Genomic DNA, 12,951 nt, shown 5'->3' on the forward strand with positions numbered 1-12,951 from the left:
CTCGGCGTGCCAGCGGATAGTGTGGATGGTCTCCGGCACGTCGACGGTCTGGCATTCACTGACCGGCTTGCCGCTGTCCAGCGCTTCCAGCACTGCCAGTTCGTGGGCGTTGTCTTCCAGCAACTGGGCGAATTTCTGCAGCACGTGCTTGCGGTCGTTCGGCTGCATCTTCGACCAGGTGCCTGCCTCGAACACCCGCTTGGCCGCCGCCACGGCGACGTTCACGTCGTTGACGTCGCAGGCGGCGACTTCGGCCAGCTGCTTGCCGGTGGCCGGGTTGGTGGTGACGAAGGTGCGGCCAGAGATTGCATCGCGGAACTCACCGTCGATGAACGCCTGGGTGCGCAGTTGCAGGTCGGCGGCGATGGCCGCGTATTGTTCCTTGCTCAGCAATTCAGCCATTTTTTCCAGCCTCCTTATTTGATCTGGGCAATGGTGGCCTTGAGTTCGGTGACCACACGCTGAAGTTCGGCCTTCTCGGCGTCATCCAGGTCGTACAGCGGCTTGCGCACACCACCGGTCTTCAGGCCGTTGAGGGCGACGCCGTGCTTGATCGCCTGGACGAACTTGCCACCTTCGAGGAAGTCCATCAGCGGCATCATGGCGCTCATGATCTTGCGGCCTTTGTCGAAGTTCTTTTCGATCACGCAGGCCTCGTACAGGGCAACGTGCTCGCGCGGGATGAAGTTGGAGCCGGCGCAGACCCAGCTCTTGGCGCCCCAGGCAAAGAATTCCAGGGCCTGGTCGTCCCAGCCGCACGACAACTGGATGTTCGGGCGCTGGATGGCCAGGCGGTGCAGCTGGGCCATGTCGCCGGAGCTTTCCTTGATGGCGACGATGTTCTTCACGTCGGCCACGGCGTCGAAAAACGCCTCGCCCATGCTCACGCTCATGCGGCCTGGGTAGTTGTAGAGCATGATCGGCAGGCCGGCGGCAGCGTCCACGGCTTTGACGTGCATGGCGATTTCCTGCTGGGTCGGCAGCGCATACGGCGGGGTACCGACCAGCAGCGCATCGGCCTTGATTTCCTTGGCATGCTGGGCGAAGGCCACGGCGTCTTCGGTGCGGATGCCACCGGTGCCAACGATCAGCGGCAGGCGGCCGTTGAGCACGTCCTTGGCCTGGGCGGCCAACTCGACACGCTCCTGGGCGGTGTGGGCGTAGTACTCACCGGTGGAGCCACCAATGATGACGCCGTGGATCTTCGCTTCGACCAGGTATTCGAGGACCTCGGCGAACGCCGCTTTGTCGATCGAGCCGTCCGCAGCCAGCGGGGTGATTGCCGGGGTGTAGATGCCTTCGAATTTCACGGTAGATTCTCCAGTGCGTTGCTCAGTGTTTTGAAGGCCGCAGCACACGTGGCTGCGGCGGGTCATGCGCATTCAGCTCAGCGAAGCCGCTTGTTGCAGGTTGAGCGAGCGGGTTTCCGGGGCCAGCGCGACGGAAATCGCCAGGCCGATGAATGTCACCGCTGCAGCGGCGTACATGGTCGCGCCGATGCCATAGCTGTCCAGGGCGATGGGCACCAGCCAGGTGCCGATCGCGGCGCCAACGCGCGACAGCGAGGTGCCCACGCCCACCGCGCCTGCGCGGATCTCGGTGGGGAACAGTTCGTTGGGGTAGACCAGTTGCAGCACCTGGGCGCCGCCGATGAACAGCGCATAGGCACCGAACAGCGCCAGGATGAGCATCTCGCTGGCGTTGCTGAAGGCGCCGAGGCCGAGCAGCGCCAGCCCCGACCAGAAGAAGCTGTGCAGCAGCGTGGTGCGCCGGCCAATGGTATTCAGCAGGCGGGTACCGATAATGCAGCCGACCACGAACAGGCAGGTGATCGCCACCGAACCAATGGCGGCCCAGTCCCCTTTCAGGTTCAGTGCGCCCAGCACCTTGGGCGCGAAGGCATACACGGCGAACACCGGGATCACCGAGCACGTCCAGAACAGGCTGACGAACAACATGCGCTTGCCGTAACCGGAGTGCAGCAGGCTGAGGAACGACAGCTTGCGGGTCTTGGGCTCTTCCGGCAGGTTGTTCAGCGAGAAGCCAGGGCCGTACACACGCTTGATCACCTGCTCGGCTTCGGCCGAACGGCCCTTGCTGATCAGCCAGCGTGGCGATTCCGGGGTACCCAGGCGCAGGGCAAACAGCAGTGCGCCGATCACCGCGGCACTGGCCAGCACCAGCCGCCAGGCGTCTTCACCGCCGTGGCGCAGAATGGCCTCACCGACCATGTAGGCGGTGGCCGCACCGGCGAACCACAGCACGGTCAGAGTGGCCAGGCGCGGCCCGCGGTTTTTCTTCGGCAGGAACTCCACCAGCAACGAGGTGGCCACCGGGTATTCAATGCCCACGGCAATGCCGATGGCAAACCGCAGCAGGAACAACGCCAGGGCCGACTCCACCCAGAACTGCGCCAGCGAGGCCAGGATGAACAGGGTCGGGCCGACGAAGAACACCCTTTTGCGGCCAAAGTGGTCGGTGAGCCAGCCGCCGAAGAAGCCACCGAAGAAAATGCCGATCAGCGCCGATGCGGCAATCATGCCTTGCCAGAAACTGCTCAGGCTCAAGCCTGCAGACATCTGCACCATGGCCACGCCAATGATGCTCAGTACATAGCCGTCAACGAACGAGCCGCCGCCGGAACGCAAAGTCAGCAACTGGTGAAAGTTGTTGATCGGTACTTCTTCAATCGAAACATTCGGACTTGTCATTATTGTTCCTACCATTTCTGCTTACTACGTGTTTTCAAGGCGAACGCGCCCGCGAAACTGAAAAGACTGTTCAGCCCCGGGGACCCGGTAATAACCACCGGTGGTCAATTTCGGGCCGAGTGAGCCCGTGCCGGCTAACTGGATGCCGACCTGTCTGTGCTATGCCTGATGCCTGTCAGCGATCAGCTTTCTTTGCCAGCGCGGAACTGCCCCCACATCAAGTTGGCGTTCAAACCCAACGAAACCAGGGGTTGCGGCGGGTTCGCGGAAGGCCCGGGGGCATTTAGCAAAAACTCGATAAGTTCGTTCTTGTCGCCCGCCAGCCAGTCAGCCAGCAACTTGCCGGTGACCGTGCCACGGGTAACGCCGAGGCCGTTGCAGCACAGTGCGCCGACTACATTGGGCGCCAACTTGCCGAAAAACCCCATGTGGTTGCGCGACAGCGCCAGGGCACCGCCCCAGGTGTACTCGAAGTCCACCCCGGGCAACATTGGAAAGCGCCGGGCGAACGATTCACGGTGGCGCTCGGCAAAGCGCTGCAGGAACTTGCGGTTGCTGCGCCCGTCGGGGTTGTAGCTGAAGCTGTTGCGGATCAGCAGGCGGTTGTCGACGGTACGGCGCATGGTGGTGCCGAACGGGTCGGCAGGGATCACGCCCCAGTAGGGGTTGCCCCCCAGCCGCGCCTGCTCTTCAGCGGTCAGTGGGCGGGTGATGCTGCCGTAGGTGAACACCGGCAGCATGCGGCCCTTGAGGAAGCCGAAACTCATGCCGAAGGCATTGGTGGTCAGCACCAGCTTGTCGGCTGTGATCGAGCCCTTGGCGTGGCGCAGCACCACCTTGTCGCCATACTCCACATCGGTGATGGGCGTGTGCTCGTACAGCGAAACATTGCTCGGCAAGCTGTCGGCCAGGCCCTTGACCAGGGCCGAGGGTTGCAGCAAGGCAGTGCCCGGGGTGAACAGGCCCTTGCGGTAGAAATGCGTGCCAATGTGCCCGGGCAGGTCACGGCCCTCGATCACCTCGTAAGGCTGGCCCAGCTTGTCCAGGCCGCGGCGGTAGGCGTCCAGCACGGCAATACCGCGGTCCTCGACGGCCGCCTGGTACTTGCCGCAGTGGCGGAACTGGCACTCGATGGCGTAGCGCTCGATCAGCTCCTTGAGGTACGACTGCCCGCCCAGGTTGAGCTTGAGCACGGTTTTGGCGATATCGATGTCGCCAATGTAGTCCTCGGCCCCGATGTCGTGCGGCAGGTCGATGGCAAAACCGGCGTTACGCCCGGAGGTGCCGAAGCCGACCTCCTGGGCTTCGACCAACACCACTTCGTCATGCGGAAAGTTCGTTGCCAGTTGGCGCGCAGCAGCCAGGCCGGTGAAACCGGCGCCGACGATCACCCAGCGGGCCAGGGTGTTGCCGCTGTGGGCCGGCCTTGGCGTGCGGGGCTGGCTCAGGTGATACCAGCCACAGGTGGCATCATCGGCAGGTAACGAACTTATTCTTGTCATTGGACTAACCTGGTGCTTGTTGTCGTCGAGCGGTCAGCCAGTGCCGGCCTGACCGGGTCATTCATATCTGTATGGGTACATCCAGCCCTTGTGGTGCGGCGTATTCAGCCATGCGCCGGCGCGACAGCTCGAAGTGCTCACGCACCAGTTGCCCAGCCGTTTGCGGGTCACGGCGCTCGATCGCATCGATCATCTGGTCGTGCTGCGCGCAAGCGGTTTCCAGGTCACGTTGCATGTCATCGGTGGTCGGGTGGCGATAGAAGATCTTGCCCAGCCGGGTGTGGTCGATCAGCAAGCGACGCAGGCTCGGCAGCAGGTAGTCGTTGTGCGCCATCTTGCCGATTTCCAGGTGGAAGGCGTCGTTGTAGAGCACGCGGTTTTCCACATCACGGTCTTCGATCGCCTGGCGGAACTGGGCCTGGATGGCCTTGAGCGCGTCGATTTCATCGGCACTGGCATAGGTGGCGGCCAACTGCGTGGTGGCGATGTAGATCAGCGGTGCGGCAACGAAAAAACTGTGCAGCGACTCGTGGTTCATGGCCGCCACCCGCGGTGCGCGGTTGGCTTCCAGTTCGATGTAGCCCTCGGCGGCGATCTGGCGCAGCAGTTCACGCACGGGTGGGCGCGACAGGCCGAATTCGTCGCACAGGGCCAGTTCGTCCACTACCGCCCCCGGGGCCAGTTCCATGCTCAGGATCCGGCGGCGCAGCGCCTCGGCCAACACCGCCTTGCGGTCCGGTGGCACTTGCGCTTCGAGGGGTTGAACGGTGGCTTTCATGGCGGCCTTCTTTGTGGTCATGGCGCTGTGTCTACTATTTGTATAACGACTATAGGGCACTGTTAGACAATGTGTCTACAGCATTTCAGATAAACGGCTGAATCTGTCTGAGCCTTTGTTTTCAAGGCCTCCAGCGGTTTCGAAAGCGGTGATTAAACACCCTTGAAGCTGCATTGCCAAACCGGACAGGGTATTCGCCATATACGACACAGCCCGCTGCTTTTCACCGTTTCAACCCCACCCAGGGCTCGCCGCCGAGCGATGCAACTGAACGCTGGCGTTGCCGTGCAGGTCAGCTGCTTACATTCCACAAGGAGGGTTTGCCATGCTCGATAGCCATTCCGCTGCGTCGTCGCAGCACAATGTTCATGGCCTGGAACGTGCCAGCTCGCTGGCCGGTGGTGCGCTGATGTTCAGCAAAGGGCTGCGCCGTGGCGGCCTGGTTGGCTTGCTGCAGATGGCGGTGGGCGGCCTGGCCGTGGCGCGTGGGGTCAGCGGGCACTGCGCCACCAAGGCCTGGTGGCAGCGGCACCGGCAGGAGTATCAGCGCTTGCGGTCGGATATCGAGCGTAGCGCGGCGGACCTGGAGGCGTTGAAGGCCAGCGCCGAGGCGGCGACGCGCGGGGTGACGGTGACCGGGAAGGATCCGTTGGCTGGCGGTTGATTCCTGCATTGCCTGTGTCGGCCTCTTCGCGGGCTTGCCCGCTCCCACAGGTGTTGCGCATGCCTTAACTTGTAGGAGCGGGCAAGCCCGCGAAGAGGCCGGCACAGGCAATAGGAATTTCTAGCGCAAAGCCTTGCTCTGCAACACCTCAGACCGCCGCCCCAGCACATTCTCGCTGATCTGCACGAACTCTTCGGTACTTACGCTCGGCAAGCGCATCAACCCGCGCACCACATCATCCAGCGAACGCTTGGCCTGGGTATGGATGCGGATTTCCTTGTCCAGCGCCTGCAGCAGCATCACCCCACGGGCGACCTGCGCCGGGGTGGCCTGTTCGGCACGCAGCCGGGTCACCTTCGCGCCCTGCTTGCTCAGGCGCGCCTGCCAGGCCTGGTAGCGGTCGTCGCTCACCCCGCCAGAGCGGCGCAGCAACTCGCTGGCGTAGTAATCGGTCAAGCTTTCCACCAACCAGTCATTGCCATCACGGGCGCGGATCTGGGCAAACAACTGCACCACCTCACGCAATAACGGGCTGCTGCCGTTCTCGCTGACCATCGGCCTGCCACTGTGCAGGTACACCGATCCCTGCGCCGCCATCGCTCCACGCCACATCCCGTCACGCGCGCCCACCAGCAACAGCTTCGGCGGGTTGCGCGGGAACACTGCCTGCAGTTGCGGCCAGACGAAGGTGAGCAAGGTCAGGCTGTCCATACGCCGCATGCCCTGCCCCACCGGCGCGGCCACGGTCACGTCGGTATCGCCCAGACGGGCGCGGCGGCTGCCCAGGTCACCGGCGAGCATCCAGCCAGTAGGGCGGTCGAACAGGCGCGATACATTGTCGATGCGGAACTTGTCCTGGCCGACGCGCGGCCAGGGCGTTTCGATGCTCTTCCAGCCCGCTGGCAGGTCGAAGGCCAGGCGCGCCACCAGCTCTGTTCCATCCTGCTGGTCGAGGCGCGCAGGCGGCACCAACTGGTCGCCCAGGAACAGCGCCCAGTGCGGGGTGATACGCGACGAAAACGCGCCACTGGCAAGCTTCTGGTCCAGCAGCACCCGGTAGCTTAGGCTGGTCTTGCCGGCCGCAGGCTGCCATACCCCCCGCTGACCGTTCAGTTGCCATTGGCCATCGGCCTGGAAGCCGCTGTAGGCCCCGGCCTTGCCCAGGTCGAAGTCAAGGCTGCGCACCGCGCTGCCGTCCGCCAGGGTCAGGCGAACTTCTGCCTGGCCGCTGGCAGGCAACAGGCGCACTTCGTAATCGAGATTGACCTTTTTCGCCCAGGCGGGCGCACTGGCCATCAGGCCCAACAGCAACAACAGCTGGCAACGCATACAGAAACTCCTTGTTCCCCGTGGCGGCGGGCCGCGCTGCTCAGCTGGCGCGGAAAATCAGGTGGTCTTCCCAATCGTCTTCGTGCACATCCTGCTCCCTGAGCATACGCCCCGCCTGGGAAATGCGCTGTTCATGGACCTGTTGGCGGTCGCCACAGACCAGGTGGTGCCAGGCGGGCAAGTCCTTGCCCTCGCTGACCAGGCGGTAACCACAGGTACTGGGCAGCCAGGTGAACTGGTCGGCCTTGCCCGGGGTGAGCTGGATACAATCCGGCACCTGGGCGAAGCGGTTGGGGTAGTCGCTGCACTGGCAGGTTTGCAGGTCCAGCAGCTTGCACGCGATACGCGTGTAATAGACGCTGTTGTCGTCCTCGTCCTCGAGCTTTTGCAGGCAGCACAGGCCGCACCCGTCGCACAGCGACTCCCACTCCTGGGCATTGAGTTGTTCGAGGGTCTTGCGCCGCCAGAACGGCGCGTTGTCAGCGATCATTACACGGTTACCTGCATTCATCTTGTGGTCGCGGCGCGCAGCGGCGCCAGTCTAGAGCCTGGCCTTGAGCAAAGCCAGGCCGCTTGTCAGTCGCTACGCGAAGCAGTAGCGTGCGCGTTTTCCGTCCGTTTGCAGGAGCCGCCATGAGCGCCAACCCCCGCGTTGCCGATTACGCCATCAACGAGCAGTTCATCAACCGCTGGTCGCCCCGCGCCTTCACCGCCGAACCGATCAGCGAAGAGACCCTGCTGAGTTTCCTCGAAGCTGCCCGCTGGGCACCGTCGGCGTACAACTCGCAGCCTTGGCGCTTCTTGTATGCCCGCCGTGACACCCCGAACTGGGAGCGCTACCTGAGCCTGCTGGTACCGTTCAACCGTAGCTGGGCGCAACAGGCGTCGGCGCTGGTGCTGGTGATGTCCAAGACCACTTTCGCCGCCCCGGGTGCCACCGAAGAAAAACCGGCACTGTGGCACACCTTCGACACCGGCTCCGCCTGGGGCCACCTGGCCCTGCAGGCCAGCATCAGTGGTTGGCATACCCACGGCATGGCCGGTTTCGACCAGGCGCTGGCGCGTCAGGAGCTGAAGATCCCTGAAGGCTACGAGCTGCATGCCATGGTGGCGATCGGCAAGCTCGGCGACAAGGCCAGCCTGGACGAAGCGCTGCAGGCGCGTGAAGTGCCCAGCCCGCGCAAACCGCTGAGCGAGCTGGCGGCTGAGGGGGATTTCAGCCTGTAAGTTTTGGGTTGGCAGTACTGGCCTATTCGCGGGTAAACCCGCTCCTACGCCACCCATTGTAGGAGCGGGTTCACCCGCGAACAGGCCGGCACAGGCCAAAGCAGTCAATAGCCCCTGGCGAAGTCCACTTCACCGCGCAACCCCTGCCCGGCTTCATACGCCCGCATATTCTCGACAAACAACCGCACCATCGCCGCCGGCGAGGTGGGCGCCGAGCTGTGCCCGGTCAGCAGCAAGCCCCAGGCCGTCCAGAACGGGTGCTGCCTGGGCAACGGCTCCTGGCGGCACACATCGATCACCGCCCCGGCCAGATGCCCCTCCTTCAACGCCGCTACCAGGTCGGCATCGACCACCGCCGCACCCCGCCCGGCATTGATGAACAGCGCCGTGGGCTGGAAGCACTTGAACAGTGCAGCGTTGTACAAGTCGTGGGTAGCCGGGGTATCCGGCAGCAGGTTGAGCACGTAGTCGACCTGGCCAACCATGCGCGGCAGGTCGGCCAGCGCCGCCACTTCGACGAACGGTGCCTGCTCGCGGGCGTTGCTGGCAACGCCGTACAGCACCACGCCAAACGGCTGCAGGAACTCGGCCACGCGCTGGCCGATGTCGCCGGTGCCCACGATCAGCACCCTGCGCCCTTCCAGCGTGCGCCCCGGGCGGTCGTCCCAGCGCCGCTCGACCTGGCTGACCAGGCGCGACAGCACCTCGCGCTCATGGCCAAGCATGTAGGTGAGCATGTACTCGGCCATTACCTGGCCGAAAATGCCCACCGCTCGGGTCAGGCGATAGTCACGCGGCAAGCCGTCGGCCAGCAACGGTGTGATGCCGGCCCAGGTCGACTGCAGCCAGCGCGGTTGGTGGCCCTGGCGCAGCAAGCTCGCCAGCAGGTCGGGCTGGCCCAGCCACACCGGGCAACGCGGCGCCTGGCGGGCCAGTTCGGCCGAGTCGCCACTGGTCAGGATTTCCAGTTCAGGCGCGGCTGCGCGCAAAAGCTCGGCGTAGCGGGCATGGTCATGCTCGGCAATCAGTACGCGCATGTTCAGGCCGGGTCGTTGCGGCGCAGTAGCTCTTCGGGCAGGTGCTCGATGTACTCGTCATCCGGCGGTGGCATCTGCAGGTGGTAGCCCTGGTTGTCGAGGTTCTCCAACACCTTGGTGATGTCTTCGCGGGCCAGCTTGCGTTCCGGGCTGAGCACCAGGTCGAAGGCATGCACGGGGGTGCCGAAGAACGGCAGCAGGCCTTCTGGCACGCGCTCAAGGCCGTCAGCCTTGAGCACGTACAGGTACATTTCGTTCTTGCGGGGGCTCTTGTAGATGGAGCAAATGCGTTTCATCGGGTCTCTCCGGCGCCTGCAAGGCTGTCCAGCAGGGCCTGGCCCATGCGCTCACGGCGCCAGCCGCGCAGCGAATCGGGCAATTGATAAGGGCCATTGGGGTAACCGCTCTTGAGCAGTGCCTCCAGGGCTTTTTTACGCAGCATCAGCTCAGGGGCAATGCCCAGGCGCTCGCCTTCGGCCTGGCCGATGGCGCGCAGCTGCTTGAGGATGCCGCTGGCTTCGATCGGCAGCGGTTCGGGCAAGGGCGCTGGCCACTGCTCGGCAGGCAGGCTGGCGGCGCGCTTGATCAGCTGGATGAGAAACTCACCGTCCTGACGAATGGTGCGCGGGTGCATCTCTTCGACCTTGGCCAGTGCCGACAGGTTGCTCGGCTGGTTCTTGGCAATGGGCCACAGCGAGTGCTCCTTGAGCACGCGGTTGCGGGGTACATCGCGGCTGCGGGCAGTACGCTCGCGCCAGGCGCACAGCTCACGCAGCACGGCCAACTGCTGGGGCGCCAGCTTCCAGGCCAGCTTGACGTCGCGGTACAAGGTGGCTGGCTCGACTTCGCGGCGCAAGGCGGCGACCAGCTCGGCGCCATCCTCCAGCACCCAGGCATACTTGTCGTCGCTCAGGCGCGGGCGCAGCACGGCGAACAGCTCGGCCAGGTGCACGGCATCTTCGGCCGCGTAGCTGACCTGGGTGTCCGACAATGGGCGCTGCAGCCAGTCGGAGCGGGTTTCGCCCTTGGGCAGGTCGATGCCCAGCACTTCCTGCACCAGGCGCGAGTAGCCCATGGAAAAGCCAAGGTTCAGGTAACCGGCGGCCAGCTGGGTGTCGAACAACGGTTGTGGCAACTTGCCGGTCAGGCGCAACAGCACTTCGAGGTCTTCGCTGCAGGCATGCAGCACCTTGACCACACCGCTGTTTTCCAGCAGGTCGGCCAGGGGTTGCCAGTTGCCGATCAGCAGCGGGTCGATCAGGAAGGCCCGTTGGCCGTCGCCAATCTGGATCAGCCCGGCCTTCGGGTAAAAGGTGTCGACCCGCATGAACTCGGTATCGACGGCGACAAACGGCAGTTGCTGCCAGTCGCGGCAGTGTTCAGCCAGGCTCTGGTCGTCACATATCCAGTGAATTTCGATGGCCACAAGGCTCTCCCACTAACATTGGCGCGCAGTATATACGGCGCGGGCACTGCTGGTGAAACCCGGGCCATCCTTGATATCGATCAATGGTGCGTTTGCACGCAGGGTGTAGGCGTCAGCGCTTGGCCGTCAGCCACGGGCGGCAACTGGCGAACATGTCCAGCGACCGTTGGTAGACCTCGGTGTGTACCTGCAGCAGGCCAAGCATCGAGTGGAACAGGTTGTCTTGCGACAGCGGGGCGTCGCTGAGCTTGGCCAGGCAGTCGGTATCGAGGCCGAAGTCCTCCTTGTAGCTGTCGGAGAACCACGTCAGCAGCGGAACGTGCTTCTGCTGCTCGGGGGCGATGGCGTACGGTGTGCCGTGCAGGAACAGGTTGTACTCACCCAGCGACTCGCCATGGTCGGACAGGTAGATCATCGCCGTGTCCACCTTGTCCTGCTTGCTGCGCAGAGTGTCGATCAACGAGGCCAGGACCTTGTCGGTGTAGGCCAGGGTGTTGTCGTAGCCGTTGATGATTTGCTGTTCGCTGCACTGGTTCAGGGCGTTGCTCTGGCACACCGGGCTGAAACGCTCGCCGCCTTCGGGGTAGCGCTTGAAGTACTCGGGGCCATGGCTGCCCATCTGGTGCAGCACCAGCACGGTGTCCTTGTCGAGGTTGTCGATCAGCGCATCCAGGCCTTGCAGCAGGATCTGATCATGGCATTCACCGCCGGCGCACAGTTGCGGGTCCTTGAGGTTGCTGACATCGATGAACTGCACGCGATCGCAAGTGCCCTTGCAACCCGACTGGTTGTCCCGCCACTGCACGGCAAGGCCGGCACGCTGGAGGATGTCCAGCAGCCCTTCGCGGTTCTTGGCGACACTGGCGTCGTAGTCCTTGCGCTGCATGCCAGAGAACATGCACGGTACCGAAACCGCCGTTTCCGTGCCGCACGAATGCACGTCGGAGAACGCCAGCAGGCCCTGTTCCTTGGCCAGGTTCGGCGTGGTATCGCGGCCATAGCCCAAGACACCGAAGTGGTCTGCCCGGGCACTTTCCCCGACCACCAGCACGGTCAGCGATTTGCGCTCATGTTTCTGCCAGGCCACATCACGCTTGGCATCTTCGCCGTAAGGCTGGAACGGCCGCGCTGCGGTACCAACCCGTTCGCCGACATAACCAATGGAGGCGCCCACGATATTGCTTGGGGTCAGCATCAGGCGCAGTTCGTGGTGGTTGCGAAACAGCGACGATAGCCCTTGGTAGTTGACCAGCGCCACCGAACCCAGCGCCACCACGCAGGCACCACTCACCAGCAGCTTGCCAAGCAGTTCGCGGTGCCAGCGGCGGTAGGCGATCTGCGCCTTGCACACCAGCACCGAAGGCAACACCCCCAGCAGCAGGATGTAAGCGGCAAACTTGAACGACATCAGGTCGCGCACTTCCGCCACATTGGTTTCGGCCATGTTGCGGAACATGCCCGCATCGATAAGTACGCCGTACTGGTTCATGAAGTAAGCCACGCCGGCGCCACTGATGAACAAGACCACAAGTAACGGCTTCAACACATAACGGAAGGCAAATAAAGTGAGTACCAGGTTGAACGCGAACAGCATCAGCACGGCGAACGCCAGAATCAGCCACAACCCCGACAGGCCGGGGGGCACGACCGCTTGCAGATGCTCCCAAAGGAACATGTTGAAGCCGATCAGCAGGTACAGGCTGGCCAGCAGCGTGACCCATTCAGTCCGCAGGGATTTGAAATTGAGCATCAGTGTTCGCAATCAAGAGTGGTTATCAACCCCACGGTCCGACGGCACTGTGGGAAAGTTGGGCGAACTCTAGAAAGCGCACCATCAATTTTTTGTGAAAAAGTCGGTAACAATTTAGTGATGGCGAGGCTTTTGCCCGTTAATGCCGTTTTCTTCAGCTGCCGTTCAGCCTGCAGCCCGTGAACGGCTTGCGCAAAGACGGCTATCCTCAGTGGTCAGGACCCAATCGACAAACCTGACAGAGGTGAAGAAATGCCAGTTCCGCATGATCTGCTCGCTGACCTGCACATTACCGCTGAGAAGTTCCAGGCACTGATGGACAACGACCAGGCGCTGCATGCACTGCACAAGGAATACAACGCCAAGGACAAGGAGGTGGTGGCCGCCGAAGGCAACGGCACCAACGACGACGCCGTCAACCGCCTGCGCAAGGAGCGGTTGCTGATCAAGGACAAGATCGAACGGATCATTCATCCGCCCAAATCCTGACCGGGCATTTTCTTTGAATTCACCGGCCCTATCGCCGG

General features: G+C 63.3%; 14 protein-coding genes. 3 read left to right on the plus strand and 11 right to left on the minus strand.

Annotation, left to right across the window (positions count from 1 at the left end):
* The 5 genes from APH30_RS22040 to APH30_RS22060 form a co-directional block, all read right to left on the minus strand.
* Positions 1-402: aldehyde dehydrogenase family protein (locus APH30_RS22040; protein WP_156326602.1), on the minus strand; the 402-nt coding region annotated here is incomplete at its 3' end.
* Between the two features lie 14 nt (positions 403-416).
* Positions 417-1,310: a dihydrodipicolinate synthase family protein gene (locus APH30_RS22045; RefSeq protein ID WP_054913771.1), complete on the minus strand. Its 894-nt coding sequence runs from the start codon at positions 1,308-1,310 to the stop codon at positions 417-419.
* A 72-nt stretch (positions 1,311-1,382) separates the two neighbouring features.
* Positions 1,383-2,711 carry an MFS transporter gene (locus tag APH30_RS22050; RefSeq protein ID WP_054913772.1) on the minus strand — a complete coding sequence of 443 codons (1,329 nt, stop codon included), beginning with the start codon at positions 2,709-2,711 and terminating at the stop codon, positions 1,383-1,385.
* Positions 2,712-2,893: 182 nt separating this feature from the next.
* The gene (locus APH30_RS22055) at positions 2,894-4,213 is read right to left on the minus strand and encodes an FAD-binding oxidoreductase (protein ID WP_054913773.1); all 1,320 of its coding nucleotides are present in this window, start codon (positions 4,211-4,213) and stop codon (positions 2,894-2,896) included.
* Positions 4,214-4,274: 61 nt separating this feature from the next.
* Positions 4,275-4,991 carry a GntR family transcriptional regulator gene (locus APH30_RS22060; protein WP_054913774.1) on the minus strand — a complete coding sequence of 239 codons (717 nt, stop codon included), beginning with the start codon at positions 4,989-4,991 and terminating at the stop codon, positions 4,275-4,277.
* 325 nt (positions 4,992-5,316) lie between these two features.
* Here APH30_RS22060 and APH30_RS22065 point away from each other — a divergent pair, with 325 nt between their 5' ends.
* Positions 5,317-5,655 carry a YgaP-like transmembrane domain gene (locus APH30_RS22065; RefSeq protein ID WP_009686802.1) on the plus strand — a complete coding sequence of 113 codons (339 nt, stop codon included), beginning with the start codon at positions 5,317-5,319 and terminating at the stop codon, positions 5,653-5,655.
* 120 nt (positions 5,656-5,775) lie between these two features.
* Here APH30_RS22065 and APH30_RS22070 read toward each other — a convergent pair whose 3' ends face one another.
* The gene (locus APH30_RS22070; protein ID WP_054913775.1) at positions 5,776-6,984 is read right to left on the minus strand and encodes a hypothetical protein; all 1,209 of its coding nucleotides are present in this window, start codon (positions 6,982-6,984) and stop codon (positions 5,776-5,778) included.
* 40 nt (positions 6,985-7,024) lie between these two features.
* Entirely contained in the window at positions 7,025-7,474 is a 450-nt protein-coding gene (locus APH30_RS22075; protein ID WP_009686804.1) for a YcgN family cysteine cluster protein, read from the minus strand.
* A 143-nt stretch (positions 7,475-7,617) separates the two neighbouring features.
* On the opposite strand from APH30_RS22075, the gene APH30_RS22080 reads away from it, so the two are divergent.
* Positions 7,618-8,211: a nitroreductase family protein gene (locus tag APH30_RS22080; RefSeq protein WP_009686805.1), complete on the plus strand. Its 594-nt coding sequence runs from the start codon at positions 7,618-7,620 to the stop codon at positions 8,209-8,211.
* Positions 8,212-8,315: 104 nt separating this feature from the next.
* Here the strand turns inward: APH30_RS22080 and APH30_RS22085 are convergent, their stop codons facing one another.
* The 4 genes from APH30_RS22085 to APH30_RS22100 form a co-directional block, all read right to left on the minus strand.
* Entirely contained in the window at positions 8,316-9,248 is a 933-nt protein-coding gene (locus APH30_RS22085; protein WP_054913776.1) for a D-2-hydroxyacid dehydrogenase, read from the minus strand.
* A 2-nt stretch (positions 9,249-9,250) separates the two neighbouring features.
* Positions 9,251-9,544: a YcgL domain-containing protein gene (locus APH30_RS22090; protein ID WP_009686808.1), complete on the minus strand. Its 294-nt coding sequence runs from the start codon at positions 9,542-9,544 to the stop codon at positions 9,251-9,253.
* A complete protein-coding gene (gene rnd / locus APH30_RS22095; RefSeq protein WP_054913777.1) occupies positions 9,541-10,674 on the minus strand; it encodes a ribonuclease D in 1,134 nt (377 codons plus the stop codon). The genes APH30_RS22090 and rnd overlap by 4 nt, the downstream gene beginning before the upstream one ends.
* 112 nt (positions 10,675-10,786) lie before the next feature.
* Entirely contained in the window at positions 10,787-12,424 is a 1,638-nt protein-coding gene (locus APH30_RS22100) for a phosphoethanolamine transferase (protein ID WP_029886177.1), read from the minus strand.
* A gap of 252 nt (positions 12,425-12,676) precedes the next feature.
* Between APH30_RS22100 and APH30_RS22105 the strand changes: the two genes are divergently transcribed.
* The gene (locus APH30_RS22105; RefSeq protein WP_029886178.1) at positions 12,677-12,913 is read left to right on the plus strand and encodes a YdcH family protein; all 237 of its coding nucleotides are present in this window, start codon (positions 12,677-12,679) and stop codon (positions 12,911-12,913) included.
* The last annotated feature ends 38 nt before the right edge of the window (positions 12,914-12,951 follow it).

This window comes from Pseudomonas sp. NBRC 111127 (genome assembly GCF_001320345.1).
Taxonomy (GTDB): Bacteria; Pseudomonadota; Gammaproteobacteria; order Pseudomonadales; family Pseudomonadaceae; genus Aquipseudomonas; species Aquipseudomonas juntendi.

Coding starts and splice junctions, on each gene's coding strand:
- APH30_RS22050 (WP_054913772.1), bottom strand. CDS start 2,711: ATGACAAGTCCGAATGTTTCGATTGAAGAAGTACCGATCAACAACTTT.
- APH30_RS22055 (WP_054913773.1), bottom strand. CDS start 4,213: ATGACAAGAATAAGTTCGTTACCTGCCGATGATGCCACCTGTGGCTGG.
- APH30_RS22060 (WP_054913774.1), bottom strand. CDS start 4,991: ATGAAAGCCACCGTTCAACCCCTCGAAGCGCAAGTGCCACCGGACCGC.
- APH30_RS22065 (WP_009686802.1), top strand. CDS start 5,317: ATGCTCGATAGCCATTCCGCTGCGTCGTCGCAGCACAATGTTCATGGC.
- APH30_RS22070 (WP_054913775.1), bottom strand. CDS start 6,984: ATGCGTTGCCAGCTGTTGTTGCTGTTGGGCCTGATGGCCAGTGCGCCC.
- APH30_RS22075 (WP_009686804.1), bottom strand. CDS start 7,474: ATGATCGCTGACAACGCGCCGTTCTGGCGGCGCAAGACCCTCGAACAA.
- APH30_RS22080 (WP_009686805.1), top strand. CDS start 7,618: ATGAGCGCCAACCCCCGCGTTGCCGATTACGCCATCAACGAGCAGTTC.
- APH30_RS22085 (WP_054913776.1), bottom strand. CDS start 9,248: ATGCGCGTACTGATTGCCGAGCATGACCATGCCCGCTACGCCGAGCTT.
- APH30_RS22090 (WP_009686808.1), bottom strand. CDS start 9,544: ATGAAACGCATTTGCTCCATCTACAAGAGCCCCCGCAAGAACGAAATG.
- APH30_RS22100 (WP_029886177.1), bottom strand. CDS start 12,424: ATGCTCAATTTCAAATCCCTGCGGACTGAATGGGTCACGCTGCTGGCC.
- APH30_RS22105 (WP_029886178.1), top strand. CDS start 12,677: ATGCCAGTTCCGCATGATCTGCTCGCTGACCTGCACATTACCGCTGAG.